The organism is Lelliottia jeotgali (assembly GCF_016771845.1).
GTDB lineage: Bacteria > Pseudomonadota > Gammaproteobacteria > Enterobacterales > Enterobacteriaceae > Enterobacter > Enterobacter jeotgali.
This window is the reverse complement of sequence record NZ_JAENMQ010000002.1, coordinates 1-26179: the sequence shown is the minus strand read 5'-3', so window position 1 is coordinate 26179 and position 26179 is coordinate 1. Positions and strand designations below refer to the sequence as shown.

At 52.7% G+C, this 26179-nt stretch carries 25 protein-coding genes; 17 read left to right on the top strand and 8 right to left on the bottom strand.

The annotated features are described in order from the left end of the window. Positions 1-8 precede the first annotated feature (8 nt). From rseP to tilS, 13 genes are all read left to right on the top strand, one after another. Positions 9-1361, top strand: a complete 1353-nt coding sequence (gene rseP, locus JBO43_RS06590; protein ID WP_095280845.1) for a sigma E protease regulator RseP — start codon at positions 9-11, stop codon at positions 1359-1361. 31 nt (positions 1362-1392) lie between these two features. After that, on the top strand, positions 1393-3810 hold the full coding sequence (gene bamA / locus JBO43_RS06585) for an outer membrane protein assembly factor BamA (protein WP_095280846.1): 2418 nt from the start codon (positions 1393-1395) through the stop codon (positions 3808-3810). Positions 3811-3932: 122 nt separating this feature from the next. Beyond that, on the top strand, positions 3933-4427 hold the full coding sequence (gene skp / locus JBO43_RS06580; RefSeq protein ID WP_095280847.1) for a molecular chaperone Skp: 495 nt from the start codon (positions 3933-3935) through the stop codon (positions 4425-4427). 3 nt (positions 4428-4430) lie between these two features. Beyond that, a complete protein-coding gene (gene lpxD / locus JBO43_RS06575) occupies positions 4431-5456 on the top strand; it encodes a UDP-3-O-(3-hydroxymyristoyl)glucosamine N-acyltransferase (RefSeq protein WP_095280848.1) in 1026 nt (341 codons plus the stop codon). Positions 5457-5560: 104 nt separating this feature from the next. Further along, on the top strand, positions 5561-6016 hold the full coding sequence (gene fabZ / locus JBO43_RS06570; RefSeq protein ID WP_007373234.1) for a 3-hydroxyacyl-ACP dehydratase FabZ: 456 nt from the start codon (positions 5561-5563) through the stop codon (positions 6014-6016). Between the two features lie 3 nt (positions 6017-6019). Then, entirely contained in the window at positions 6020-6808 is a 789-nt protein-coding gene (gene lpxA / locus JBO43_RS06565) for an acyl-ACP--UDP-N-acetylglucosamine O-acyltransferase (RefSeq protein ID WP_095280849.1), read from the top strand. Further along, on the top strand, positions 6808-7956 hold the full coding sequence (gene lpxB / locus JBO43_RS06560) for a lipid-A-disaccharide synthase (protein ID WP_095280850.1): 1149 nt from the start codon (positions 6808-6810) through the stop codon (positions 7954-7956). Before lpxA ends, lpxB begins: the two co-directional genes overlap by 1 nt. Next, positions 7953-8549, top strand: coding sequence for a ribonuclease HII (gene rnhB, locus JBO43_RS06555; RefSeq protein WP_095280851.1), 597 nt, complete (start codon positions 7953-7955; stop codon positions 8547-8549). The genes lpxB and rnhB overlap by 4 nt, the downstream gene beginning before the upstream one ends. Positions 8550-8587: 38 nt before the next feature. Further along, entirely contained in the window at positions 8588-12070 is a 3483-nt protein-coding gene (dnaE, locus tag JBO43_RS06550) for a DNA polymerase III subunit alpha (protein ID WP_202673967.1), read from the top strand. A gap of 12 nt (positions 12071-12082) precedes the next feature. Next, positions 12083-13042, top strand: a complete 960-nt coding sequence (gene accA / locus JBO43_RS06545) for an acetyl-CoA carboxylase carboxyl transferase subunit alpha (RefSeq protein WP_095280853.1) — start codon at positions 12083-12085, stop codon at positions 13040-13042. A gap of 100 nt (positions 13043-13142) precedes the next feature. Further along, a complete protein-coding gene (locus JBO43_RS06540) occupies positions 13143-15281 on the top strand; it encodes a lysine decarboxylase LdcC (protein WP_095280854.1) in 2139 nt (712 codons plus the stop codon). Positions 15282-15340: 59 nt separating this feature from the next. Then, positions 15341-15730 (top strand): VOC family protein, encoded by a 390-nt coding sequence (locus JBO43_RS06535; protein WP_095280855.1) that lies wholly within the window; start codon positions 15341-15343, stop codon positions 15728-15730. Further along, the gene (gene tilS / locus JBO43_RS06530) at positions 15727-17013 is read left to right on the top strand and encodes a tRNA lysidine(34) synthetase TilS (protein WP_202673966.1); all 1287 of its coding nucleotides are present in this window, start codon (positions 15727-15729) and stop codon (positions 17011-17013) included. Before JBO43_RS06535 ends, tilS begins: the two co-directional genes overlap by 4 nt. Positions 17014-17041: 28 nt before the next feature. On the opposite strand, the gene rof is transcribed toward tilS, so the two are convergent. Both rof and JBO43_RS06520 read right to left on the bottom strand, forming a co-directional pair. Next, positions 17042-17302, bottom strand: a complete 261-nt coding sequence (rof, locus tag JBO43_RS06525) for a Rho-binding antiterminator (protein WP_095280857.1) — start codon at positions 17300-17302, stop codon at positions 17042-17044. Further along, complete coding sequence (locus JBO43_RS06520) at positions 17289-17489, bottom strand: YaeP family protein (protein WP_095280858.1); 201 nt, start codon at positions 17487-17489, stop codon at positions 17289-17291. The genes rof and JBO43_RS06520 overlap by 14 nt, the downstream gene beginning before the upstream one ends. Before the next feature lie 198 nt (positions 17490-17687). On the opposite strand from JBO43_RS06520, the gene JBO43_RS06515 reads away from it, so the two are divergent. The 3 genes from JBO43_RS06515 to nlpE are packed head-to-tail and all read left to right on the top strand — an operon-like array spanning position 17688 to position 19384. Continuing rightward, positions 17688-18233, top strand: a complete 546-nt coding sequence (locus tag JBO43_RS06515; RefSeq protein ID WP_095280859.1) for a YaeQ family protein — start codon at positions 17688-17690, stop codon at positions 18231-18233. Continuing rightward, positions 18230-18652, top strand: a complete 423-nt coding sequence (gene arfB, locus JBO43_RS06510) for an alternative ribosome rescue aminoacyl-tRNA hydrolase ArfB (protein WP_103949104.1) — start codon at positions 18230-18232, stop codon at positions 18650-18652. The genes JBO43_RS06515 and arfB overlap by 4 nt, the downstream gene beginning before the upstream one ends. Positions 18653-18685: 33 nt before the next feature. Beyond that, entirely contained in the window at positions 18686-19384 is a 699-nt protein-coding gene (nlpE, locus tag JBO43_RS06505) for an envelope stress response activation lipoprotein NlpE (RefSeq protein WP_202673965.1), read from the top strand. Positions 19385-19426: 42 nt separating this feature from the next. Here nlpE and proS read toward each other — a convergent pair whose 3' ends face one another. From proS to metN, 6 genes are all read right to left on the bottom strand, one after another. Next, a complete protein-coding gene (gene proS / locus JBO43_RS06500) occupies positions 19427-21145 on the bottom strand; it encodes a proline--tRNA ligase (RefSeq protein ID WP_202673964.1) in 1719 nt (572 codons plus the stop codon). 112 nt (positions 21146-21257) lie between these two features. Continuing rightward, entirely contained in the window at positions 21258-21965 is a 708-nt protein-coding gene (tsaA, locus tag JBO43_RS06495; RefSeq protein ID WP_095280863.1) for a tRNA (N6-threonylcarbamoyladenosine(37)-N6)-methyltransferase TrmO, read from the bottom strand. Continuing rightward, entirely contained in the window at positions 21962-22366 is a 405-nt protein-coding gene (gene rcsF, locus JBO43_RS06490) for an envelope stress sensor lipoprotein RcsF (protein WP_095280864.1), read from the bottom strand. The genes tsaA and rcsF overlap by 4 nt, the downstream gene beginning before the upstream one ends. A gap of 107 nt (positions 22367-22473) precedes the next feature. Then, a complete protein-coding gene (metQ, locus tag JBO43_RS06485) occupies positions 22474-23289 on the bottom strand; it encodes a methionine ABC transporter substrate-binding lipoprotein MetQ (protein WP_095280865.1) in 816 nt (271 codons plus the stop codon). Between the two features lie 38 nt (positions 23290-23327). Beyond that, entirely contained in the window at positions 23328-23981 is a 654-nt protein-coding gene (locus JBO43_RS06480; protein WP_003856130.1) for a methionine ABC transporter permease MetI, read from the bottom strand. Continuing rightward, positions 23974-25005 carry a methionine ABC transporter ATP-binding protein MetN gene (metN, locus tag JBO43_RS06475; protein WP_095280866.1) on the bottom strand — a complete coding sequence of 344 codons (1032 nt, stop codon included), beginning with the start codon at positions 25003-25005 and terminating at the stop codon, positions 23974-23976. Before metN ends, JBO43_RS06480 begins: the two co-directional genes overlap by 8 nt. A gap of 188 nt (positions 25006-25193) precedes the next feature. Between metN and gmhB the strand changes: the two genes are divergently transcribed. Then, complete coding sequence (gene gmhB / locus JBO43_RS06470) at positions 25194-25760, top strand: D-glycero-beta-D-manno-heptose 1,7-bisphosphate 7-phosphatase (RefSeq protein ID WP_095280867.1); 567 nt, start codon at positions 25194-25196, stop codon at positions 25758-25760. Positions 25761-26179: the final 419 nt, after the last annotated feature.

Sequence of the window (26179 nt, the reverse complement as noted above, 5' to 3'; positions counted from 1 at the left end):
AAGGTTTTATGCTGAGCATCCTTTGGAATTTGGCGGCGTTCATTGTTGCACTTGGTGTACTGATCACCGTGCACGAGTTTGGCCATTTCTGGGTTGCCCGGCGTTGCGGAGTGCGGGTCGAGCGTTTTTCTATTGGCTTCGGTAAATCACTGTGGCGTCGTACTGACCGACAGGGAACCGAGTTTGTTATTGCGCTTATCCCACTCGGCGGCTACGTCAAAATGCTTGATGAGCGTGTAGAGCCAGTCGCCCCCGAAATGCGACATTACGCGTTCAATAACAAAACGGTAGGCCAACGCGCCGCTATCATTGCTGCCGGACCGGTAGCCAACTTCATCTTCGCCGTTTTCGCCTATTGGCTGGTGTTTATCATCGGTGTCCCTGGTGTTCGTCCGGTTGTTGGCGAAATAACCGCCAACTCCGTCGCAGCAACAGCGCAAATTGCGCCAGGTATGGAACTTAAAGCAATCGATGGTATCGAAACCCCTGATTGGGATGCCGTAAGGCTGCAATTGGTTTCGAAAATCGGCGATGACCAGACCACTATCAGTGTTTCACCGTTTGGGGCCAATCAGCGTCAGGACAAAGTCCTCGATTTACGTCACTGGACTTTTGAGCCTGACAAAGAAGATCCTGTTGCTGCATTAGGGATTCGCCCTCGTGGTGCACAGATTGAACCTGTGTTAGCTGAAGTGCAGGCTGATTCGGCTGCAAGTAAAGCAGGTTTGCAAGCGGGCGATAGGATCGTTAAAGTCGATGGTCAGCCGTTAACACAATGGATGACCTTTGTTATTCTGGTGCGCGATAATCCTGGCACACCGCTGGCAGTCGAAATTGAACGGCAGGGGAGTCCGCTCTCTTTGACGCTCATCCCGGACACCAAGCCGGGTGGTGGTAAGGCAGAAGGATTTGCTGGCGTAGTGCCAAAAGTGATCCCGCTGCCAGATGAGTACAAAACAATACGCCAGTATGGACCGTTTAGCGCCATCCTTGAAGCCACGGATAAAACATGGCAACTGATGAAGCTTACGGTCAACATGTTGGGGAAATTGATAACCGGTGACGTAAAACTGAACAACCTCAGTGGGCCGATTTCTATCGCTCAAGGGGCTGGGATGTCAGCAGAATACGGGGTGATTTACTATCTCATGTTTCTCGCGCTCATTAGCGTGAACCTCGGGATAATCAACCTGTTCCCGCTTCCCGTTTTAGACGGTGGGCATCTGCTGTTTTTAGCGATTGAAAAGCTAAAAGGTGGGCCGGTATCCGAGCGAGTTCAAGACTTTAGTTATCGCATTGGCTCGATACTGCTGGTGCTGTTAATGGGGCTTGCGCTTTTCAATGATTTCTCTCGGTTGTAAGAGAGATAGTTAGGAAGAATGCATAATAACGATGGCGATGAAAAAGTTGCTCATAGCGTCGCTGCTGTTTAGCAGCGCAACCGTATACGGTGCTGAAGGGTTCGTAGTGAAGGATATTCATTTCGAAGGCCTTCAGCGTGTCGCCGTCGGTGCGGCCCTCCTCAGTATGCCAGTTCGCCAGGGCGACACGGTTAATGATGAAGATATCAGTAATACCATTCGCGCATTGTTTGCCACTGGCAACTTTGAGGACGTCCGCGTCCTGCGTGATGGTGATACGCTGCTGGTTCAGGTGAAAGAACGCCCAACGATTGCCAGTATCACTTTCTCCGGTAACAAATCGGTGAAAGACGATATGCTCAAGCAAAACCTTGAAGCATCGGGTGTTCGTGTGGGTGAATCTCTGGACCGCACAACCCTGTCTGATATCGAAAAAGGACTGGAAGACTTCTACTACAGCGTCGGTAAATACAGCGCAAGCGTCAAAGCTGTTGTCACCCCACTGCCGCGTAACCGCGTCGATCTGAAGCTCGTCTTCCAGGAAGGCGTCTCTGCGAAGATCCAGCAGATCAACATCGTGGGCAACCACGCGTTCAGTACGGACGAGCTGATCTCCACCTTCCAGCTGCGCGATGAAGTGCCGTGGTGGAACGTGGTCGGCGATCGTAAATACCAGAAACAGAAGCTGGCGGGCGATCTTGAAACCCTGCGTAGCTATTATCTGGATCGCGGATACGCTCGTTTCAACATCGACTCTACTCAGGTCAGTCTGACTCCGGACAAGAAAGGGATCTACATTACGGTTAACATTACTGAAGGCGAGCAGTACAAACTTTCAGGTGTTGAAGTCAGTGGAAACCTGGCGGGTCACTCTGCTGAGATCGAGAGTCTGACTAAGCTCCAGCCGGGCGAGCTGTATAGCGGCGCGAAAGTGACCAAAATGGAAGACGGCATTAAAAAGCTGCTCGGCCGTTATGGTTACGCCTATCCGCGTGTACAAACCCAGCCTGAAATCAACGATACGGATAAAACCGTTAAGCTCCACGTCAACGTTGATGCGGGCAACCGCTTCTATGTGCGTAAGATTCGCTTTGAAGGTAACGATACCTCCAAAGATTCCGTACTGCGTCGCGAAATGCGCCAGATGGAAGGCGCATGGCTGGGCAGCGATCTGGTTGACCAGGGTAAAGAACGTCTGAACCGTCTGGGTTACTTTGAAACAGTTGATACAGACACTCAGCGTGTATCAGGCAGCCCGGATCAGGTAGACGTTGTTTATAAAGTAAAAGAACGTAACACCGGTAGCTTTAACTTCGGTGTGGGCTACGGCACAGAAAGTGGCGTGAGCTTCCAGGTTGGCGTTCAGCAGGATAACTGGTTAGGTACAGGGTATTCCGTTGGTATCAATGGTACCAAGAACGACTACCAGACCTATTCCGAGTTCTCTGTTACTAACCCGTACTTCACCGTTGACGGTGTCAGTCTGGGTGGTCGTATTTTCTATAACGACTTTAAAGCAGATGACGCGGATCTGTCCTCATACACCAACAAAAGTTATGGTCTTGATGGCACCCTCGGTTTCCCGATAAATGAATACAACACCCTGCGTGCTGGTTTAGGTTACGTGCATAACGACCTGTCCAATATGCAACCACAGGTGGCCATGTGGCGTTATCTCGATTCAATCGGGCAGAAGGCAAGCACCTCTAGCGACAACAACGGTTTCGCTGCTGATGACTTCACCTTTAACTACGGCTGGACCTATAACCGTCTTGACCGTGGCTTCTTCCCGACTGAAGGTTCTCGCGTTAACCTCAACGGTAAAGTGACGGTTCCGGGTTCTGATAACGAGTTCTACAAACTCACGCTGGATACCGCGTCTTACTTCCCGATTGATGACGACCACAAGTGGGTTGTTCTGGGTCGTACCCGTTGGGGTTACGGTGATGGTTTAGGTGGCAAAGAATTGCCATTCTATGAGAACTTCTATGCAGGTGGTTCCAGCACCGTACGTGGCTTCCAGTCCAATAACATTGGTCCGAAAGCGGTTTACTACGGCGGTAACGACACTGATAACTGCGATAAAAAATCGTCTTCAGAAGTCTGTAGTTCTGATGATGCGGTGGGCGGTAACGCCATGGGTGTTGCGAGCCTTGAGTTCATTACACCAACTCCGTTTATCAGCGATAAGTATGCGAACTCAGTACGTACTTCGTTCTTCTGGGATGCAGGTACCGTGTGGGATACCAACTGGCAGAACACGGCTCAGATGAAAGCTGCGGGTGTGCCGGATTATAGCGATCCGAGCAATATTCGCATGTCTGCAGGTATCGCATTACAATGGATGTCACCGTTGGGGCCGTTGGTCTTCTCCTACGCCCAGCCGTTTAAGAAATACGATGGAGACAAAGCGGAGCAGTTCCAGTTTAACATTGGTAAAACCTGGTAATAATCCGTTGCAATGGAATGCGTTGGCAGTGTAGCGCTGACAACCGGCGATCGCACAGACGATCGCCTTGCCACGCAAAGAACGGTACCTTCGGGTACCAATGGGATGGTAAGGAGTTTATTGTGAAAAAGTGGTTATTAGCTGCAGGTCTGGGTTTGGCGATGGTAACTTCTGCTCAGGCAGCGGACAAAATTGCAATCGTGAACATGGGTAATCTTTTCCAGCAGGTTGCACAGAAAACGGGTGTTTCTGCGACTCTGGAAAACGAATTCAAAGGCCGTGCTGGCGAACTGCAGGGTATGGAAAACGACCTTCAGTCCAAAATGCAGCGTTTGCAGCGTGATGGTTCTACCATGAAAGCTGCCGATCGTAGCAAGCTGGAAAAAGACGTAATGGCACAGCGTCAGACTTTCTCTCAGAAAGCGCAGGCTTTCGAACAGGATCGTCAGCGTCGTTCTAACGAAGAACGCGGCAAACTGGTTACTCGTATCCAGAGCGCTGTGAAAGCGGTTGCAGCCGATCAGAACATCGATCTGGTTGTTGATGCAAACGCCGTTGCTTTCAATGGTAGCGATGTGAAAGACATCACTGCTGATGTTCTGAAACAGGTTAAATAAGTAATGCCTTCAATTCGACTGGCTGATCTCGCTCAGCAGTTGGATGCAGAATTACACGGTGATGGCGATATCGTCATCACCGCTGTTGCGTCCATGCAATCTGCTAAAGCAGGCACAATAACGTTCATGGTAAGCCCTAAGTACCGTGAGCACCTGGCTCAATGCCAGGCGTCTGCTGTCGTTCTGACGCAGGACGACCTTCCGTTTGCCACCTCAAGTGCACTGGTAGTGAAAAATCCCTACCTGACCTACGCACGTATGGCTCAAATTCTTGATACCACGCCGCAGCCGGCGCAGAACATTGCTGCCAGTGCAGTGATTGATCCTTCGGCTAAGCTGGGTAACAACGTCTCAATTGGCCCAAATGCCGTTATCGAATCCGATGTTGTTCTCGGTGATAATGTGGTGATTGGTGCAGGTTGCTTCGTTGGTAAACACACAAAAATTGGCGCAGGTACCCGCTTGTGGGCCAATGTATCCGTTTATCATGAGATCGAAATCGGCGAGAATTGCCTGATCCAGTCAAGTACCGTAATCGGTTCAGACGGCTTTGGCTATGCTAACGATCGGGGTAACTGGATTAAGATCCCTCAGCTCGGCCGCGTGATTATCGGCGATCGCGTTGAGATCGGTGCCTGCACTACCATTGACCGCGGTGCGCTCGACGACACCATTATTGGCAATGGTGTTATCATTGATAACCAATGTCAGATTGCGCATAACGTTGTGATTGGCGACAATACGGCAGTTGCGGGTGGCGTAATCATGGCAGGCAGCTTGAAAATTGGCCGTTACTGCATGATCGGTGGTGCCAGCGTGATTAATGGGCATATGGAAATATGCGACAAAGTCACGGTGACAGGCATGGGTATGGTGATGCGTCCTATCACTGAACCGGGTGTCTACTCCTCCGGCATTCCGCTGCAACCGAACAAAGTGTGGCGTAAAACCGCAGCCCTGGTGATGAACATTGATGATATGAGTAAGCGCCTCAAAGCGATTGAGCGCAAAATCGATCAACAAGACTAAAGGTTCATCCCTATAACGCTAAATTTCCCGGCCTGTCGGCTTTCTTATAAACCGGCAGGCCGTGTTATTATTGCTATTCAGTAAATTTTGACAGGAAGAGTATTTTGACTACCGACACTCATACTCTGCATATTGAAGAGATTTTAGAGCTTCTGCCGCACCGCTACCCGTTCTTGCTGGTAGATCGTGTGTTGGATTTTGAAGAAGGTCGTTTTCTGCGCGCAGTGAAAAATGTCTCAGTAAATGAGCCATTCTTCCAGGGACATTTCCCTGGTAAACCTATCTTCCCGGGTGTTTTGATCCTGGAAGCGATGGCACAGGCGACCGGTATTTTGGCGTTTAAAAGCGTCGGGAAACTGGAGCCGGGTGAACTGTATTACTTCGCGGGTATTGATGAAGCGCGCTTTAAGCGTCCAGTCGTACCTGGTGATCAGATGATCATGGAAGTGACTTTTGAGAAAACGCGCCGTGGTCTGACGCGCTTCAAAGGCGTTGCGCTGGTTGACGGCAAAGTTGTTTGCGAAGCTACCATGATGTGCGCGCGTAGCCGGGAGGCCTGATACGTGATTGATAAATCTGCCTTTATTCATCCTACCGCCATTGTGGAAGAGGGTGCCGTAATTGGTGCCAACGCTCACATTGGTCCTTTTTGTATTGTTGGGCCCCATGTCATTATTGGCGAGGGTACCGTACTGAAGTCTCATGTTGTGGTAAATGGTCATACGACCATTGGCCGCGATAATGAGATCTATCAGTTTGCCTCCATTGGCGAAGTTAACCAGGATCTTAAATATGCTGGCGAACCGACCCGTGTGGAAATAGGCGATCGTAATCGCATTCGCGAAAGCGTCACCATTCATCGTGGCACATTACAGGGTGGTGGATTGACGAAGGTGGGCAGTGACAACCTCTTTATGGTGAATGCGCACATTGCTCATGACTGTACTGTGGGTAGCCGCTGTATCCTCGCCAACAACGCAACGCTGGCGGGACACGTATCGGTTGATGATTTCGCAATCATTGGCGGCATGACCGCAGTCCATCAGTTCTGCATCATTGGTGCACACGTGATGGTCGGCGGTTGCTCCGGTGTGGCACAAGATGTCCCACCGTATGTGATTGCGCAGGGCAACCATGCGACGCCGTTTGGCGTCAACATTGAAGGTCTCAAGCGTCGTGGCTTCAGCCGCGAAGCTATCACCGCGATCCGCAACGCGTACAAACTTCTGTACCGTAGCGGCAAAACGCTGGAAGAGGCCAAGCCAGAAGTTGCAGAGCTGGCAGAACAGCACCCTGAAGTGAAAGCGTTCACCGAATTCTTTGAACGCTCAACTCGCGGTCTGATTCGTTAATGGTCGACAATCGTCCATTAACGATAGCCTTGGTCGCCGGAGAAACCTCCGGCGATATTCTTGGTGCAGGTCTAATCCGCGCACTCAAGGCTCGCGTACCTAACGCTCGCTTTGTCGGCGTTGCCGGTCCGCTGATGCAGGCCGAAGGCTGCGAAGCCTGGTACGAAATGGAAGAGCTGGCGGTGATGGGCATTGTGGAAGTGCTGGGCCGTTTGCGCCGTTTACTGCACATTCGCGCCGATCTTACCCGTCGTTTTACCGACCTCAAACCCGATGTGTTTGTCGGCATCGATGCCCCTGATTTCAATATCACCCTTGAAGGGAACCTGAAAAAGCAGGGTATCAAAACGATCCACTACGTCAGTCCGTCCGTCTGGGCGTGGCGACAGAAACGCGTTTTCAAAATAGGCAGATCGACCGATCTGGTGCTGGCATTCCTGCCTTTCGAAAAAGCGTTTTACGATAGATTCAATGTTCCGTGCCGCTTTATCGGTCACACTATGGCAGACGCCATGCCGCTTGATCCCGATAAAAATGCGGCGCGCGATGTTCTTGGCATCCCGCATGATGCCCACTGTCTGGCCCTGCTGCCAGGAAGTCGCGGTGCAGAAGTGGAAATGCTTAGCGCCGATTTCCTGAAAACGGCGCAAATCCTCCGGAAGACTTATCCCGATCTGGAAGTGGTAGTGCCGCTGGTGAATGCGAAACGCCGCGAGCAGTTCGAGCGCATCAAAGCCGAAGTGGCGCCAGACCTGCACATCCATCTGCTGGATGGCAAAGGCCGTGAGGCAATGGTCGCCAGCGATGCTGCGCTGCTTGCTTCGGGCACGGCGGCGCTGGAGTGTATGCTCGCCAAATGTCCGATGGTGGTGGGTTATCGCATGAAGCCGTTTACCTTCTGGCTGGCGAAACGCTTGGTGAAAACGGATTATGTATCGTTGCCTAACCTGCTGGCCGGGCGCGAGCTGGTGAAAGAGTTATTGCAGGATGAGTGTCAGCCGCAGGCCTTAGCCGATGCGCTGCAGCCATTACTGGCAGATGGCAAAACCAGTCACCAGATGCATGACACTTTCCGCGAATTGCACCAGCAGATTCGCTGTAATGCCGATGAGCAAGCGGCTGATGCGGTGCTGGAGTTAGCAAAATGATGGAATTTATTTATCCGCACACGCATCTGGTGGCGGGTGTGGACGAAGTCGGGCGCGGTCCGCTGGTCGGCGCGGTGGTGACTGCTGCCGTCATCCTCGACCCTCATCGTCCGATTATCGGGCTTAATGACTCGAAAAAGCTTTCCGAAAAGCGCCGTCTGGCGCTCTTTGATGAGATCAAAGAAAAAGCATTAGCCTGGAGCTTAGGCCGCGCTGAGCCTGAAGAGATCGACACGCTAAATATTTTACATGCCACCATGCTGGCGATGCAGCGTGCTGTTGCTGGACTAAAAATTACTCCAGAATATGTACTGATTGACGGAAACCGTTGTCCTGCGCTACCTATGCCTTCACTGGCGGTGGTGAAGGGCGATAGCCGCGTGCCTGAAATCAGCGCGGCATCTATTATTGCTAAAGTCACGCGCGATGCTGAAATGGCCGCGCTGGACGTCACTTTTCCCCAGTATGGCTTTGCCCAGCACAAGGGGTATCCGACCGCTTTCCATCTGGAAAGACTGGCTGAACACGGCGCAACTGAACATCATCGACGCAGTTTTGGTCCGGTGAAACGCGCACTGGGACTGGTGTCCTGAATCAATACGCAAGCAATTAAGTAACGCGGAATCTGAAGATGGCTGAACCACGTTTCGTACACCTGCGGGTGCATAGCGACTACTCCATGATTGATGGGCTGGCGAAGACCGGGCCGCTGGTAAAAAAGGCGGCCTCGCTTGGCATGCCTGCGCTGGCGATCACCGATTTCACTAACCTTTGCGGTCTGGTGAAGTTCTACGGAACGGCACATGGCTCAGGTCTGAAGCCTATTGTCGGTGCAGATTTTCACGTGCAGAGCGATCTGATCGGCGATGAGCTGACGCAAATTTCTGTGCTTGCCATGAATAACACAGGTTACCAAAACCTGACGCTGCTGATCTCCCGCGCCTACCAGCGCGGCTACGGTGCAGCAGGCCCGTGGATCGACCGCGAGTGGCTGGCAGAGCTGAATGAAGGCTTATTGCTCATCTCTGGTGGCCGCATGGGTGATGTCGGCAAAAGCCTGATCCGTGGCAATAGCGTGCTGGTCGATCAGTGCGTCGCATTTTACGAAGAACACTTCGCGGATCGTTTCTATCTGGAACTGATCCGTACCGGTCGACCTGATGAGGAAAGCTACCTGCATGCGGCGGTGGCCCTTGCGGAAGAGCGCGGTTTACCGGTGGTTGCGACTAACGACGTGCGTTTCCTTGAACCGGGTGATTTTGATGCGCATGAAATCCGCGTGGCGATTCACGATGGTTTTACGCTCGACGATCCCAAACGCCCGCGCAATTACTCTTCGCAGCAGTACATGCGTAACGAAGATGAGATGTGTGAGCTGTTCGCAGACATCCCGGAAGCGCTGGAAAATAGCGTAGAAATTGCCCGTCGCTGTAACGTCACCGTTCGTTTGGGCGAGTACTTCCTGCCTCAGTTCCCGACCGGTGATATGACCACGGAAGATTTCCTGGTTGTGAAATCGAAAGAGGGCTTGGAAGACCGTCTGGAATTCCTGTTCCCGGATCCTGTAATCCGCGCAGAAAAACGTCCACCATATGACGAACGTCTGGATATCGAACTCCAGGTGATTAACCAGATGGGGTTCCCTGGCTACTTCCTTATCGTAATGGAATTTATCCAGTGGTCGAAGGATAACGGCGTGCCGGTTGGCCCTGGCCGTGGTTCCGGTGCGGGTTCGCTTGTGGCCTACGCGCTAAAAATTACTGACCTCGATCCGCTTGAATTTGACCTGCTGTTCGAACGTTTCCTTAACCCCGAACGTGTCTCAATGCCCGACTTTGACGTCGACTTCTGCATGGAGAAACGCGATCAGGTCATTGAGCACGTCGCGGATATGTATGGCCGTGATGCGGTATCACAAATTATTACCTTCGGTACGATGGCGGCGAAAGCCGTTATCCGTGACGTGGGTCGCGTGCTGGGCCATCCGTATGGTTTCGTCGATCGCATCTCTAAACTGGTGCCACCCGATCCGGGCATGACGCTGGCGAAGGCCTTCGAAGCGGAACCGCAGCTGCCGGAAATCTACGAAGCTGACGAAGAGGTCAAAGCGCTGATTGATATGGCGCGCAAGTTGGAAGGTGTCACGCGTAACGCCGGTAAGCACGCCGGTGGTGTGGTTATCGCGCCGACGAAAATTACCGATTTTGCGCCGCTGTATTGCGACGAATCGGGCCAGCATCCGGTCACCCAGTTCGATAAAAATGACGTTGAGTACGCCGGCCTGGTGAAATTCGACTTCCTGGGTTTGCGAACGCTCACTATCATCGACTGGGCGTTGAAGATGATCAACCCGCGCCGGGCCAAACAGGGCCTGGAGCCGATTGATATCGCCGCCATTCCGCTCGATGACAAGAAAAGCTTCGACATGCTGCAACGCTCGGAAACCACTGCGGTGTTCCAGCTCGAATCGCGCGGCATGAAAGATCTGATTAAGCGTCTGCAGCCCGACTGCTTCGAAGATATGATCGCACTGGTAGCCCTGTTCCGTCCGGGCCCGTTACAGTCAGGGATGGTTGATAACTTTATCGACCGTAAGCACGGTCGCGAAGAAATCTCCTACCCTGACGTTCAGTGGCAGCATGAGTGCCTGAAACCTGTTCTTGAGCCAACGTACGGTATTATCCTGTACCAGGAACAGGTGATGCAGATTGCCCAGGAGCTCTCGGGCTATACCCTTGGCGGCGCGGATATGCTGCGTCGTGCGATGGGTAAGAAAAAGCCGGAGGAGATGGCCAAGCAGCGCGGCACCTTTGAAGAGGGCGCGAAAAGCCGTGGCGTAGACGGTGAGCTGGCGATGAAAATCTTCGACCTGGTGGAGAAATTCGCCGGTTATGGATTTAACAAATCGCACTCCGCTGCTTATGCGCTGGTTTCGTATCAAACCCTGTGGCTGAAAGCACACTATCCGGCAGAATTTATGGCGGCGGTAATGACCGCTGATATGGATAACACCGAGAAAGTGGTTGGCCTGGTCGATGAATGCTGGCGTATGGGGCTGAAAATCTTGCCGCCGGATATTAACGCCGGGATGTACCATTTCCACGTCAACGACGACGGTGAAATAGTTTACGGTATCGGTGCTATCAAAGGCGTGGGCGAAGGCCCAATCGAAGCGATCATCGATGCGCGTAACAATGGCGGTTATTTCCGCGAACTGTTCGATCTTTGTGCCCGAACTGATACCAAAAAACTGAACCGTCGAGTACTGGAAAAACTGATTATGTCCGGGGCGTTTGACCGCCTCGGCCCGCATCGCGCGGCGCTGATGAATTCCCTCGGTGACGCGCTGAAAGCGGCTGACCAGCACGCGAAAGCGGAAGCGATTGGTCAGGCAGATATGTTTGGTGTGCTGGCGGAAGAGCCTGAGCAGATTGAGCAGTCTTATGCCAACTGTCAGCCGTGGCCAGAACATACAGTGCTGGAAGGAGAGCGTGAAACGTTAGGCTTGTACCTGACGGGGCATCCGATCAACCAGTATCTGAAAGAAATTGAGCGCTATGTCGGAGGCTACAGGCTAAAAGACATGCATCCGACGGAACGTGGTAAAATGACCACGGCGGCGGGGCTCGTCATTGCGGCGCGGGTTATGGTCACCAAGCGCGGTAATCGCATCGGCATCTGTACTCTGGATGACCGTTCCGGGCGGCTGGAGGTGATGTTATTCACCGAAGCGCTGGAAAAATACCAGCATTTGCTGGAAAACGACCGCATACTTATCGTCAGCGGACAGGTCAGCTTTGATGACTTCAGCGGCGGGCTTAAAATGATGGCCCGTGAAGTGATGGATATTGACGAAGCCCGGGAAAAATATGCTCGCGGGCTTGCTATCTCGCTGACGGACAGGCAAATTGATGACCAGCTTTTAAACCGACTCCGTCAGTCTCTGGAACCCCATCGATCGGGGACCATTCCAGTACATCTCTACTATCAGAGGGCGGATGCACGTGCGCGATTGCGCTTTGGTGCAACGTGGCGTGTCTCTCCGAGCGATCGTTTACTCAACGATCTCCGTGGCCTCATTGGTTCGGAGCAGGTGGAACTGGAGTTTGACTAATACAGGAATACTATGAGTCTGAATTTCCTTGATTTCGAACAGCCGATTGCAGAGCTGGAAGCGAAAATCGATTCTTTGACAGCGGTAAGCCGTCAGGATGAAAAACTGGATATTAACATCGACGAAGAAGTGCATCGTCTGCGTGAAAAAAGCGTAGAACTGACGCGCAAAATCTTTGCCGATCTCGGCGCATGGCAGATTGCCCAGCTGGCTCGTCATCCACAGCGCCCGTACACCCTGGATTATGTCCGCCTGGCGTTTGATGAATTTGACGAACTGGCAGGCGATCGCGCTTATGCTGACGACAAAGCCATTGTCGGCGGTATCGCACGTCTGGATGGTCGCCCGGTGATGATCATTGGTCATCAGAAAGGCCGTGAAACCAAAGAGAAGATTCGTCGTAACTTTGGTATGCCAGCACCGGAAGGTTACCGTAAGGCACTGCGCCTGATGGAAATGGCCGAACGCTTTAACATGCCGATCGTGACCTTTATCGATACTCCTGGTGCATACCCAGGCGTCGGTGCAGAAGAGCGCGGTCAGTCTGAAGCCATCGCGCGCAACCTGCGTGAAATGTCTCGTCTGTCGGTCCCGGTGATCTGTACCGTGATCGGTGAAGGCGGTTCCGGTGGCGCACTGGCTATCGGTGTGGGCGATAAAGTGAATATGCTGCAGTACAGCACCTATTCCGTTATCTCTCCGGAAGGCTGCGCGTCCATTCTGTGGAAGAGCGCAGATAAAGCGCCGCTGGCGGCGGAAGCGATGGGTATTATCGCGCCACGTCTGAAAGAGCTGAAGCTTATCGATACCGTGATCCCAGAACCGCTGGGCGGCGCGCATCGTAAGCCAGAAGTGATGGCGGCTTCCCTTAAAGCGCAGCTGCTGGCCGATTTGGCCGATCTCGATGTGCTGAGCAAAGAAGACCTGCTCAACCGTCGTTATCAGCGCCTGATGAACTACGGTTACGCGTAATCTGCACAATAATCTTAAAAGCCGCACACTGTTGCGGCTTTTTTTTTACCTGCCGTTTACCTCGGCTATGCTTATCTAATATTTTTCAAGGAGGTAGACCATGAATATTATTGCCATCATGGGTCCGCATGGCGTCTTTTATAAAGATGAGCCGATCAAGGAGCTGGAAAAATCATTACAGTCTCGCGGATTCCAGCTTATCTGGCCGCATAACAGTGCCGATCTGCTTAAGGTTATCGAGCATAACCCACGTATCTGTGGCGTCGTCTTTGACTGGGATGAGTACGACCTGGAATTGTGCAGCGATATCAATCAGCTCAATGAATATCTGCCGCTGTATGCGTTCATCAATACTCATTCGACGATGGACGTCAGCGCTCACGATATGCGCATGGCGCTGTGGTTTTTTGAATACGCACTCGGAGCAGCCGAGGATATTGCGACGCGCATCGAGCAATATACCCGTGAATACCTCGATAACATCACGCCTCCTTTTACCCGCGCACTGTTCAACTATGTGAAAGAAGGCAAATACACCTTCTGCACGCCAGGTCATATGGCGGGAACGGCATACCAGAAAAGCCCGGTTGGTTGTCTGTTCTATGATTTCTTTGGCGGTAACACGCTGAAAGCGGATGTTTCGATCTCGGTGACGGAACTCGGCTCGCTCCTGGACCACACCGGCCCGCATCTGGAGGCGGAAGAGTACATCGCCCGCACCTTCGGCGCCGAACAAAGTTATATGGTGACCAACGGCACGTCGACGTCTAATAAGATTGTTGGCATGTACGCCGCACCTGCCGGAAGCACGCTGCTGATTGATCGCAACTGCCACAAATCGCTGGCGCATCTGCTGATGATGAGCGATGTCGTCCCGCTCTGGCTGTCGCCAACGCGAAACGCGCTGGGGATTTTGGGCGGCATTCCGCGCCGTGAGTTTTCCCACGCGGCGATTGAACAGAAAGTTGCATCGGTTGCGGGCGCAAGTTGGCCTATTCATGCGGTGATTACCAACTCGACCTATGACGGGCTGCTATACAACACCAACTGGATCAAGCAGACGCTTGACGTATCATCGATTCACTTTGATTCGGCCTGGGTTCCCTATACCAATTTCCACCCGATTTATGCGGGAAAAAGCGGGATGAGCGGCGAACGGATACCGGGCAAAGTATTCTTCGAAACTCAGTCGACACATAAAATGCTGGCGGCGTTCTCGCAGGCTTCGCTTATTCACATCAAGGGCGAATACGACGAAGACACTTTCAACGAAGCTTTCATGATGCACACTACCACTTCGCCAAGCTATCCACTGGTGGCCTCGATAGAAACGGCGGCAGCGATGTTGCGCGGCAATCCGGGTAAACGCTTGATTAACCGTTCAGTGGAACGGGCGCTGCATTTCCGTAAAGAAGTACAGCGACTCAAAGATGAGGCCGACGGCTGGTTCTTTGATATCTGGCAACCGGAAGAGATTGATGAAGCCGAATGCTGGTCCGTTGCACCTGACGAAAGCTGGCATGGATTCCGCGATGCGGATGCGGATCATATGTTCCTCGATCCGGTGAAAGTCACCATTCTTACGCCGGGGATGGACGAGCAAGGAACGATGAGCGACGAAGGGATCCCCGCTGCGCTGGTGGCGAAATTTCTTGATGAACGCGGCGTAGTGGTGGAAAAAACGGGCCCATACAATCTGCTCTTCTTGTTCAGCATCGGGATCGATAAAACCCGTGCAATGGGGCTGCTGCGGGGACTAATGGAGTTCAAACGCGCCTACGACCTGAATCTGCGGGTGAAAAACATGCTCCCGGATCTGTACGCTGAAGATCCTGATTTTTATCGCAACATGCGGATCCAGGATCTGGCTCAGGGGATCCATAAGCTGATCCGCCAGCACGATCTGCCGCGTCTTATGCTTCAGGCGTTTGACGTTTTGCCAGAGATGAAACTGACCCCGCACAAAGCCTGGCAACGTCAGGTAAAAGGCGAAGTGGAAACTATCGAGCTGGAAAATCTGGTGGGACGCATATCGGCCAATATGATCCTGCCTTATCCGCCTGGCGTTCCGCTATTGATGCCGGGCGAGATGATCACCGAGCAAAGCCGGGCGGTGCTCGATTTCCTGCTCATGTTGTGTTCCGTCGGTCGTCATTATCCCGGTTTTGAGACAGATATTCACGGTGCGAAGCGCGACGAAAACGGCACTTATTGGGTGCGAGTCTTAAAAAATAGCTAAGCGCTTGCGTGCTCAGGGTTTTCGGTTGTAACGTTTGGGCCTTATCAAAAGGAGAGGCTATGCTGGGTTTAAAACAGGTTCACCATATTGCGATTATTGCGACCGATTACGCTCACAGTAAGGCGTTCTATTGCGACATTCTCGGATTCACGCTGATGAGCGAAGCTTATCGCGCTGAACGCGATTCGTGGAAAGGTGACCTGGCGTTGAACGGGCAGTATGTGATTGAGCTTTTCTCCTTTCCTTTCCCACCTGCGCGCCCGTCGCGACCAGAAGCCTGTGGGCTTCGCCATCTCGCCTTCAGCGTCGATAATATTGAGCAGGCGGTGAAGCATCTTGAAGGGCATGGCGTGAAGTGCGAAGCCATTCGCATCGATCCGTTTACCAATAAGCGCTTTACCTTTTTCAACGATCCTGATGGCCTGCCGCTGGAGCTTTATCAGCAGTGACGTTACTTGCAATCGCTCAGTCTGTTTCTCCGTACCGTCAGTTGGTGGTGGGGTTTAGCGGTGGCCTGGACTCTACCGTCCTGTTACATCGCCTGATGCTGTGGCGTGAAAAACAGCCCGATGTCCAGATCCGTGCTATTCATATCCATCACGGGCTCAGTGCGAATGCCAATGAATGGGTGGCCCACTGCGAGACGCTTTGCCAGACGTGGAATATCCCGCTGATCGTTGAACGCGTGACGCTTAAGGACGAAGGACTTGGGACGGAGGCGCAGGCACGTAAGGCACGGTATGCCGCCTTTGAGCACGCGCTTCGGCCCGGTGAAGCCATCGTGACGGCGCAGCATCTCGACGATCAGTGTGAGACGTTTTTACTGGCGCTTAAGCGAGGCAGCGGCCCGGCGGGATTATCGGCGATGGCTGAGCGCAGCAAATTTGCCGGGACATACCTGCTGCGTCCTTTGCTGAACGAAACCCGTTCATCGCTGGAACATTGGGCGCGTGTGCACAATCTGCGCTGGATAGAAGATGAAAGTAATCAGGACGATGGCTACGATCGTAACTTCTTACGTCTGCGTATTTTGCCCGAACTTTCTCAGCGTTGGCCGCATTTTGCCGAGTCGACGGCAAGAAGTGCGCAATTATGTGCAGAGCAGGAAAGCTTGTTGGACGAACTGCTGAGCGAGGAGCTGGCGAACCTGGTGTCGGAAGAGGGGGCGCTGAGTATTTCTCCGCTGGAATCGATGAGCGTGGTGCGCCGAGGGGCGTTAGTTCGTCGCTGGCTTGCGGGTCATCACGCGCAAATGCCCTCGCGCGACATGCTCAAGCGAATCTGGGATGAAGTGGCTCAGGCGCGTGAAGATGCCAACCCGTGTCTGCATCTTAATGGTTTTGAAATCAGACGCTTCAAAGCGCAGCTCTGGTGGGTTAAGCATCAGCCGTCGCTGACAGATAACATCATCTCCTGGCCTGATATTCACGAACCGCTGAATCTACCGCACAGGGCGGGTCTGGTTGCTCTTAATGCGCCCGGAAATGTGCGTTTGCCAGCAGTGGGGGAGCAGGTGACGATCCGCTTTAAAGCCAGCGGGAATTTGCATATTGTGGGCCGCAACGGTGGCCGCAAGCTGAAAAAAATCTGGCAGGAGTGCAACGTCCCGCCCTGGCTTCGCGACACCACGCCTTTATTATTTTATGGTGAAACGCTGATTGCGGCGGCGGGAGTCTTTGTCACGCAGGATGGCTGGGCGGAAGAGGGGTTGAGATTCGAGCGGAAGGCGTAACGGGCAGCGAACTGCCCGTTACAGAAAATTACTCTTCGCTCACCACGACGGTGCCGATATCTGGATGACTGAAGCTGGCGATTTTATCGAGGCGAAGTTCACGCGTTTTCCCGGCATCTTCGACGACCAGATATTCAACGTTCTTGCGTGAGACCAGGTCACTCGCTTTTGCTTTCAACTCCTCGCCGTCTTTTAACGCCAGCGCCAGAACCAGGTGATTCTGACAGGCGAGCTCGAGGTTGTCGTAGTCATCGCAGTTGATGGGTTGATAGGTATCATTCATTGACATAATCGCTCACCAGTAAATTCGCAGCAGCATACGCCGCTTTTTCCCTGACCGATTCTGAAAGGCTGGCGTCCGACGCCACTTCATTCAGCACTTTCAATACACAGCCCAACGCATCGGGGATATACCCCAGATCTCCGCTGGCAATTTCCGCATACCTTTTGCGAATTAACTCACAATAATTTTCCACATCCCCTCCTGCCAGCGCACTGACGTTACTGTGAGATACACTTAAGCCTACGAAGATAAACTCGGTTTAGCAAGGTGACTATACCATACTCATTCAAGCAATATCAGCGCCTTGATATTGCTGCGATTCACCGCGAGGTAACAGCCTTTTGGCTGGAATTTCGCTACAATGTGCGCCTGATTCGAATGGAGTTCTCTCATGGCGCTGAAAGCGACAATTTATAAAGCGGTAGTCAACGTTGCTGACCTTGACCGCAACCAGTTTCTCGATGCGTCGTTAACGCTGGCTCGTCACCCGTCAGAAACGCAGGAACGCATGATGCTGCGCCTGCTGGCGTGGATCAAATACGCCAATGAACGGCTGCAATTTACGCGTGGACTGAGCGCCGAAGAAGAGCCAGAAGCCTGGCTGCGCAACGATCATATGGGCATTGATTTGTGGATTGAGCTCGGCTTGCCGGACGAACGTCGCATCAAAAAGGCCTGCACGCAGTCCGCAGAAGTGGCGATTTTTGCCTATAATCAGCGTGCTGCGGAAATCTGGTGGCAGCAAAACCAGCGCAAATGCGCCCAGTATTCACACCTTTCAGTGTGGTATCTGGACGATGAACAACTGGCGAAATTGACTGAGTTTGCCGCCCGTACTATGGCGCTGCAGGCGACGATCCAGGATGGCGCTATCTGGCTGTCTGATTCTCAGAATAATCTGGAAATTCATCTTACCGCGTGGCAGTCACCGTCATGATTGTGGTGTCCCGAACCGTCACTATCCCCGACAATGAGTTTGAGATAACGGCGATCCGGGCTCAGGGCGCGGGTGGACAGCATGTGAATAAAGCCTCAACGGCGATTCATCTGCGCTTTGACATTCGGGCCTCCAGCCTGCCAGAGTCCTATAAAGAAGCCTTGCTCGCCGCCAGCCATCACCTCATTACCAGCGATGGCATTATCATTATTAAGGCGCAAGAGTATCGCAGTCAGGAATTGAATCGAGAAGCCGCACTTTCCCGGCTGGTGGCGGTCATACAGGAACTGACTACAGTTCAGAAAAGTCGCCGCGCCACGCGACCGACGCGAGCCTCAAAAGAGCGTCGGTTGTCTTCGAAAGCGCAAAAATCCACGGTAAAATCACTGCGTGGAAAAGTTCGTCGGTCTCAGGATTGATAAACCGGATACCATTTTTATAAGGAATTCATCGTGAAAACAGCGATATGGTCAGTTATTGCCGCATCAACGCTTTTTGCCCTCATTGGGTGTAATAATCGTGCTGAGATGCAGACTTTACAACCGACACAGTCGGAAGAGTTAAAACCGATGCAGCAGAGCTGGCGCGGTGTTCTGCCTTGCGCCGATTGCGAAGGCATTGAAACGACATTGTACCTGGAAAAGGATGGTTCATGGGTAATGAACCAGCGCTATCAGGGGGCGAAAGAACCGTCATCCTTTGCCACTTATGGCAAGTGGGCGCGCACCGCTGAGAAACTGATTTTGACGGATTCCGAAGGCGAGAAAACCTATTTCCGCGCCAAAGGTGAGGGCATGGAGATGCTCGATCGTGAAGGTAATCCGATCGAATCTCAGTTTAACTACACGTTAGCGCCAGTCAAAGCGGCTCTGCCCTCCACGCCGATGGCGATGCGCGGCATGTATTTCTACATGGCAGATGCAGCAGTCTTCACCGATTGTGCAACGGGCAAAAAAGTCAGTGTGGCAAACAATGCGCAGCTAGAACGTGATTATGCCGTGGCGCGCGGGAATGACAGCAAGCCAGTGTTGTTGACAGTAGACGGTCACTTCACGCTGCAGCCGAACCCGGATAGCGGCGAGATGGTGAAAACGCTGGTAACGGATAAGAGTGCGAAGTTTGCGGCGGGTAAAGACTGCGACAGCAAATAAGACTGAAAAGAAAAACCCCGCAATCGCGGGGTTTTTTGTGGCTTAACCTTTGATGGCTTTCACCAGGTAATCAAGGACATCGCCGGTCTTGATCATCTGCTTCTCGCCGCTGCGACGGTATTTGTATTCAATCTCGTCGCTGTCGAGGTTACGGTCGCCGATAACGACAGTGTGCGGAATGCCGATCAGTTCCATATCCGCAAACATCACGCCCGGACGCTCTTTACGGTCATCCATCAGCACTTCGATACCCTGCGCACGCAGTTCGCTGTAAAGCTTCTCAGCCAGTTCCTGAACACGGTAAGACTTGTGCATGTTCATCGGCAAAATCGCGACCTGGAACGGGGCGATATTGTCTGGCCAGACGATGCCGCGTTCGTCGTGGTTCTGCTCAATGGCAGCTGCCACCACGCGAGTCACACCGATACCGTAGCAACCCATGGTCAGGATCTGGTTACGACCGTCTTCACCCTGAACGGCTGCGTTCAGCGCCTGGGAGTACTTGGTCCCGAGCTGGAAGATATGGCCCACTTCGATACCGCGTTTGATCATCAGCGTACCCTGGCCGTCCGGGCTTGGATCGCCAGCTACCACGTTACGGATATCTGCCACTTCTGGCGTCGCGGTGTCGCGATCCCAGTTGATGCCGAAGTAGTGCTTACCGTCGATGTTCGCGCCAGCAGAGAAATCGCTCATGGCGGCAACGGTGCGGTCAATCACAACCGGAATTGGCAGATTAACCGGACCCAGAGAGCCTGGGCCTGCATTCACTACAGCACGGATTTCCGCTTCGTTAGCGAAAGTCAGCGGACTCGCGACCTGCGGCAGTTTTTCTGCTTTGACTTCGTTCAGCTCGTGATCGCCACGCACCAGCAGGGCAACCAGCGGATACGCGCTGCCTTCAACGGATTTCACCAGCAGGGTTTTCACCGTTTTCTCGATCGGCAGATTGAACTGCTCAACCAGCTCGGCGATGGTTTTGGCGTTCGGGGTGTCGACCAGCTTCATCTCTTCCGTCGCCGCCGCACGTGGTGTGGCAGGGGCCAGCGCTTCTGCGAATTCAATATTCGCCGCGTAGTCAGAGGTGTCGGAGAAGATCACATCGTCTTCGCCGCTCTGCGCCAGCACCTGGAATTCGTGGGAGGCGCTGCCGCCGATAGAACCGGTGTCAGCCTGTACCGCGCGGAAATCCAGACCCATACGGGAGAAGATCTTGCTGTAGGCGCCGTACATCACGTCGTAAGTTTCCTGCAGGGATTCCTGAGAAGTATGGAAAGAGTAGGCATCTTTCATCAGGAATTCGCGGGAACGCATCACGCCGAAACGTGGGCGAACTTCGTCGCGGAATTTGGTCTGGATCTGGAAGAAGTTCAGCGGCAGCTGTTTGTACGAGTTCAGCTCGTTACGGATCAGGTCGGTGATCACTTCTTCATGCGTTGGGCCGAGCACAAACGGGCGCTCGCCACGATCAACAAAGCGCAGCAGCTCTGGGCCGTACTGCTCCCAGCGACCACTTTCCATCCACAGGTCAGCAGGCTGAACCACAGGCATGGACACCTCGATAGCACCGGCGTTGTTCATCTCTTCACGCACGATGTTTTCGACTTTTTTCAGGACGCGCAGGCCGGTCGGCAACCAGGTATACAACCCAGAGGCCAGCTTGCGGATCATCCCGGCGCGCAGCATCAGCTGATGGCTGATGACTTCGGCGTCGGCAGGTGTCTCCTTCAGTGTGGAGAGCAGATATTGGCTAGTACGCATGTTGTTACGGTTCCATTTCGACGATTGGACCAGGCTGAAACGTCAGACTGACACAAAAAAAGTGGTTTAGTTTACCAGTGTGGCAAAGATGCCAAAAGAGAGGAAAATAAAATTAGCGCACTTCCAGCGCAAACACTTCAAAACCTGACTCGGTGACGCGCCAGCGCACATTAAAATCGAGCAACAGGACGGCGTAAGTTTTGCCAGCTTCTTCCTCTTTTTTATACGCGGGTCGTGGATCTTGCGCCAGGACTTCAACAATAAAGGCTTTCAGGCGAGGGTAGCGCTTTTCCAGGAGCAGAAGTTGCGCGTCAACATCGGGCGTAAAACCGACGGGCATATCGGCGACCGGTGCCTGCTGAGCGTAGCTCGCGCGCGCATCTGGCAGCGCTTCGGCAAAGGGCAGATAGGGTTTGATATCCACTACCGGCGTACCGTCGACCAAATCCAGACTGCCTAACTGCAGGATCACCTGATCCTTTTGACAGCGAATATCTTTTAGCTCAACCAACGACATCCCGACAGGGTTCGGGCGGAAGGTCGAACGCGTAGCAAACACCCCCATTCTGGCATTCCCACCCAGGCGGGGAGGGCGCACCGTCGGACGCCAGCCGCCTTCCATCGTTTGATGAAAGATGAACAGCACCCACAGATGGCTAAATGCCTCAAGCCCACGCACGGCGTCGGCCTGATTATAAGGAGGAATTAAGTGAAGTTCACCGCCGCCGCTTTTAACCAGACCCGGCTGGCGCGGTACGGCAAACTTCTCTTTATAAGGCGAGCGGATAACACCTATCTGCTCAAACTGAAATGCACTCATTTCGCCGTGACGTTAAGGGCATTGCCCATGCACACCGCCTGACGATAGCAGCCTGGCGTGCCGCTGGTGACTTCACAGCTGTGCAGCAGGACGGCGTTAGCTTTCATTTTGGCGGCGTTAATCTGCAGACGTTTACGCGCGGTTGGGATGTTTGGCGGAGAGTCCTGATTGCTTGCCTGGCAGGATTCGCCGGTGACTTCACCCAGATCGCGGAATGGTTTGCCAATTAAGTCTTCAGCTTTGGTGTAGATTCTTACCGGTGCAGGGCGCGGTGCCTTCGGCTTGGCTGGCTCCACCTTCGGTGGGGTTGCAGTGCTTTTAACAGGTTCAACAGGAGATCTGCTTAGCATTGAACAGCCGCTCAGCATGAGTGCTAAAAGACAGATCGGTAAAGCACGCATAATATTTCCTCAATGAATAATCAAATCGTCAGTTATTGAATCAGTTGCCCGCATAAATGACAAGACGGGCTTTCGCCCGTCATGAATGATATTACAGAAAGGTCAGATTACCAGCCTTTAACAGCGCCGCCGTTAAACACTTTGTTGGCTTCCTGGTAAACTTCGTCAGACTGGTATGCCTGTACGAATTTTTTCACATTTTCCGCGTCTTTGTTGTCTTCGCGGCTCACGATCAGGTTCACGTATGGGGAGTCTTTGTCTTCAACGAAGATACCGTCTTTCGCTGGTGTCAGACCAATCTGGCTGGCGTAAGTGGTGTTGATCACGGCCAGTGCAATCTGCGCGTCGTCCAGAGAACGTGGCAGCTGCGGTGCTTCCAGCTCAACCAGCTTCAGGTTTTTCGGGTTTTCAGTTACATCCAGTACGGTTGGCAGCAAGCCCACGCCGTCTTTCAGTTTGATCAGACCCACTTTCTGCAGCAGCAGCAGGGAGCGGCCCAGGTTAGTTGGATCGTTAGGAATCGCGACCTGAGAACCCGGCTGCAGCTCTTCCAGAGATTTGATTTTTTTAGAGTAGCCCGCGATTGGGTAAACGAAGGTATTCGCGACGGCAACCAGTTTGTAGCCACGGTCTTTGATCTGCTGATCCAGATACGGTTTGTGCTGGAAAGCGTTAGCGTCGATGTCGCCTTTGCTCAGCGCTTCGTTAGGCAGAACGTAATCGTTAAAGGTAACCAGCTCAACGTCCAGACCATATTTCTCTTTTGCCACTTTTTGTGCAACTTCAGCAACCTGCTGCTCAGCGCCAACAATGACACCGACTTTAATGTGGTTTGGATCTTTTTCGTCCTGACCGCAACCCACCAGAGCCAGAGAGCCAATCAGCGCGCCTACTGCGGCAAAGGTCTTCAATTTAAACGTCATGTCATATCCTTAATTCGTCGAGTTTGCGTTGTGTAACGTTATTTATGAGTAACAGCCCGGACGATGCGATCGCCTGAGAATTGAATGAGATAAACCAGCACAACCAGCAATACCAGAACCGTGTTCATTACGGTAGCGTTATAACCAATATAACCGTATTGATAGCCGATCTGCCCCAGGCCGCCAGCCCCAACGGCGCCGCCCATGGCGGAATAACCTACGAGGGTGATCAGCGTAATGGTTGCCGCATTCACCAGGCCCGGCAGCGCTTCAGGTAACAGAACTTTGCGTACGATCTGCATCGGCGTCGCGCCCATAGCACGAGAGGCTTCAATCAGACCGGTTGGAATTTCCAGCAGGGCGTTTTCAACCATACGCGCGATGAATGGTGCGGCGCCTACGGTCAGCGGAACGATAGCCGCCTGCAAACCAATAGATGTTCCCACGATGACTCGGGTAAATGGAATCATCCACACCAGCAGGATAATAAAAGGAATCGAGCGGAAGATATTCACCAGCGCAGAGAGCGTGCGGTAAAGCTTCGCGTTTTCGATAATCTGCCCAGGACGCGTGACGTACAACAGCACGCCAACCGGCAAGCCAATCACGAAACCAAAGAATCCAGATACGAAGGTCATTGCCAGCGTCTCCCAAACGCCGCGAACCAGCAGCCACATCATCGGCTCAGACATAACCCAGTACCTCTACTTTTACATGGTGTTCCTGCAGCCAGGCGATCGCGGCTTGCGTCTCTTCTTGTGTTCCGTGCATTTCCGTCAGCATGATGCCGAACTTCACGCCACCGGCGTAATCCATCTGCGCACTAATAATGTTGTTGTTCACATTGAAGCGGCGCGCAGTTTCGGAAAGCAGCGGGGCGTCAACGGACTGACCGGTAAATTCCATGCGCAGCATTGGAACGCTGTCTGGACCAGATTCTGTTTTTAAACGCGCCAGATAATCTTCCGGGATATCCAGGTGCAGCGTGGACTGAATGAACTGCTGTGCCAGTGGTGTTTTCGGGTGCGAGAACACTTCGCTCACCGTGTCCTGTTCAATCAATTCACCGTTGCTGATTACCGCGACACAGTCGCAAATGCGCTTCACAACGTCCATCTCATGAGTAATAAGGAGAATGGTCAGCCCGAGGCGGCGGTTAATGTCTTTCAATAATTCGAGGATAGAACGGGTGGTGGCAGGATCCAGTGCGCTGGTGGCTTCGTCGCAGAGCAGCACTTTCGGATTGCTTGCCAGCGCACGTGCAATCGCCACGCGCTGTTTCTGGCCACCGGACAGATTGGCTGGGTAGCTGTCGTGCTTATCAGACAGTCCGACCAAATCCAGCAGCTCGGTCACCCGGCGTTTCACTTCTTCCTTAGGGGTGTTGTCCAGCTCCAGTGGCAGCGCGACGTTACCAAAAACGGTGCGCGAGGCCAGCAGGTTAAAGTGCTGGAAGATCATGCCAATCTGACGACGGGCTTGAGTTAATTCTTTTTCAGAAAGTTTGGTTAATTCTTGGCCGCCAACCTGGACGCTGCCTTCGGTCGGACGCTCGAGCAGGTTAACGCAGCGGATGAGCGTACTTTTACCGGCACCCGAAGCGCCAATGACGCCATAAATCTGTCCAGCCGGAACGTGCAGGCTGACGTTGTTCAGCGCCTGAATCGTTCGGGTTCCTTGCTGGAACACTTTGGTGATATTGGAAAGTTTAATCATTAGATTATTTTTATCGTATGTAAGTTAGCCGTGGCATTTTCTTCTGCCAGATACGGGGTTCAGCCGTAAACAAAATGGATGTTAAGGCATCCAGACGTCTAAATCAATGTCACTGTGCGCGATGAGCACTTTCTTGCGTGGTGAAACGTGAGATAATAGCGGGACATGCCTTTTTCAGGAGTAAACCCGTGGCAAAATCAGTACCCGCAATTTTTCTCGATCGTGACGGCACTATTAATGTCGATCATGGTTACGTGCACGAGATTGATGCGTTCGAATTTATCGACGGCGTTATTGATGCCATGCGCGAACTCAAAGCGATGGGCTATGCGCTGGTGGTGGTGACCAATCAGTCCGGGATCGCCCGGGGTAAATTTACCGAAGCGCAATTCGAAACGCTGACCGAATGGATGGACTGGTCATTGGCCGATCGCGACGTCGAGCTGGATGGTATCTATTACTGCCCGCATCACCCACAGGGATCGGTGGAAGAATATCGCCAGACGTGCGATTGCCGCAAACCACATCCGGGGATGTTTATCTCCGCGCAGGAATTCCTACACATTGATATGGCGTCTTCTTATATGGTGGGCGACAAACTGGAAGATATGCAGGCGGCAACCGCTGCGGGTGTGGGGACCAAAGTGTTAGTTCGCACTGGCAAGCCTGTCACACCAGAAGCTGAAAGCGCAGCGGATATGGTGCTGAACAGCCTCGCTGAGTTGCCAAAAGCGCTCAAAGCGCAGCAAAAATAGGCGTTGTGTTGAAAATGTGAGCGGTTGAAATAAAATTGTATTTTTCCGCTTGTCATTCCTCGGAAGCTCCCTATAATGCGCCTCCATCGACACGGCAGATGTGAATCACTTCACACAAACAGCCGGGTCGGTTGAAGAGAAAAAATCCTGAAATTCAGGGTTGACTCTGAAAGAGGAAAGCGTAATATACGCCACCTCGCAACGGTGAGCGAAAGCCGCGTTGCACTGCTCTTTAACAATTTATCAGACAATCTGTGTGGGCACTCAAAGTGACATGGATTCTAAACGTCGCAAGACGCTAAATGAATACCAAAGTCTCTGAGTGAACATACGTAATTCATTACGAAGTTTAATTCACGAGCATCAAACTTAAATTGAAGAGTTTGATCATGGCTCAGATTGAACGCTGGCGGCAGGCC

Coding starts and splice junctions, on each gene's coding strand:
- rseP (WP_095280845.1), top strand. CDS start 9: ATGCTGAGCATCCTTTGGAATTTGGCGGCGTTCATTGTTGCACTTGGT.
- bamA (WP_095280846.1), top strand. CDS start 1,393: ATGGCGATGAAAAAGTTGCTCATAGCGTCGCTGCTGTTTAGCAGCGCA.
- lpxD (WP_095280848.1), top strand. CDS start 4,431: ATGCCTTCAATTCGACTGGCTGATCTCGCTCAGCAGTTGGATGCAGAA.
- lpxB (WP_095280850.1), top strand. CDS start 6,808: ATGGTCGACAATCGTCCATTAACGATAGCCTTGGTCGCCGGAGAAACC.
- rnhB (WP_095280851.1), top strand. CDS start 7,953: ATGATGGAATTTATTTATCCGCACACGCATCTGGTGGCGGGTGTGGAC.
- dnaE (WP_202673967.1), top strand. CDS start 8,588: ATGGCTGAACCACGTTTCGTACACCTGCGGGTGCATAGCGACTACTCC.
- accA (WP_095280853.1), top strand. CDS start 12,083: ATGAGTCTGAATTTCCTTGATTTCGAACAGCCGATTGCAGAGCTGGAA.
- JBO43_RS06540 (WP_095280854.1), top strand. CDS start 13,143: ATGAATATTATTGCCATCATGGGTCCGCATGGCGTCTTTTATAAAGAT.
- JBO43_RS06535 (WP_095280855.1), top strand. CDS start 15,341: ATGCTGGGTTTAAAACAGGTTCACCATATTGCGATTATTGCGACCGAT.
- rof (WP_095280857.1), bottom strand. CDS start 17,302: ATGTCAATGAATGATACCTATCAACCCATCAACTGCGATGACTACGAC.
- JBO43_RS06515 (WP_095280859.1), top strand. CDS start 17,688: ATGGCGCTGAAAGCGACAATTTATAAAGCGGTAGTCAACGTTGCTGAC.
- arfB (WP_103949104.1), top strand. CDS start 18,230: ATGATTGTGGTGTCCCGAACCGTCACTATCCCCGACAATGAGTTTGAG.
- proS (WP_202673964.1), bottom strand. CDS start 21,145: ATGCGTACTAGCCAATATCTGCTCTCCACACTGAAGGAGACACCTGCC.
- tsaA (WP_095280863.1), bottom strand. CDS start 21,965: ATGAGTGCATTTCAGTTTGAGCAGATAGGTGTTATCCGCTCGCCTTAT.
- rcsF (WP_095280864.1), bottom strand. CDS start 22,366: ATGCGTGCTTTACCGATCTGTCTTTTAGCACTCATGCTGAGCGGCTGT.
- metQ (WP_095280865.1), bottom strand. CDS start 23,289: ATGACGTTTAAATTGAAGACCTTTGCCGCAGTAGGCGCGCTGATTGGC.
- JBO43_RS06480 (WP_003856130.1), bottom strand. CDS start 23,981: ATGTCTGAGCCGATGATGTGGCTGCTGGTTCGCGGCGTTTGGGAGACG.
- metN (WP_095280866.1), bottom strand. CDS start 25,005: ATGATTAAACTTTCCAATATCACCAAAGTGTTCCAGCAAGGAACCCGA.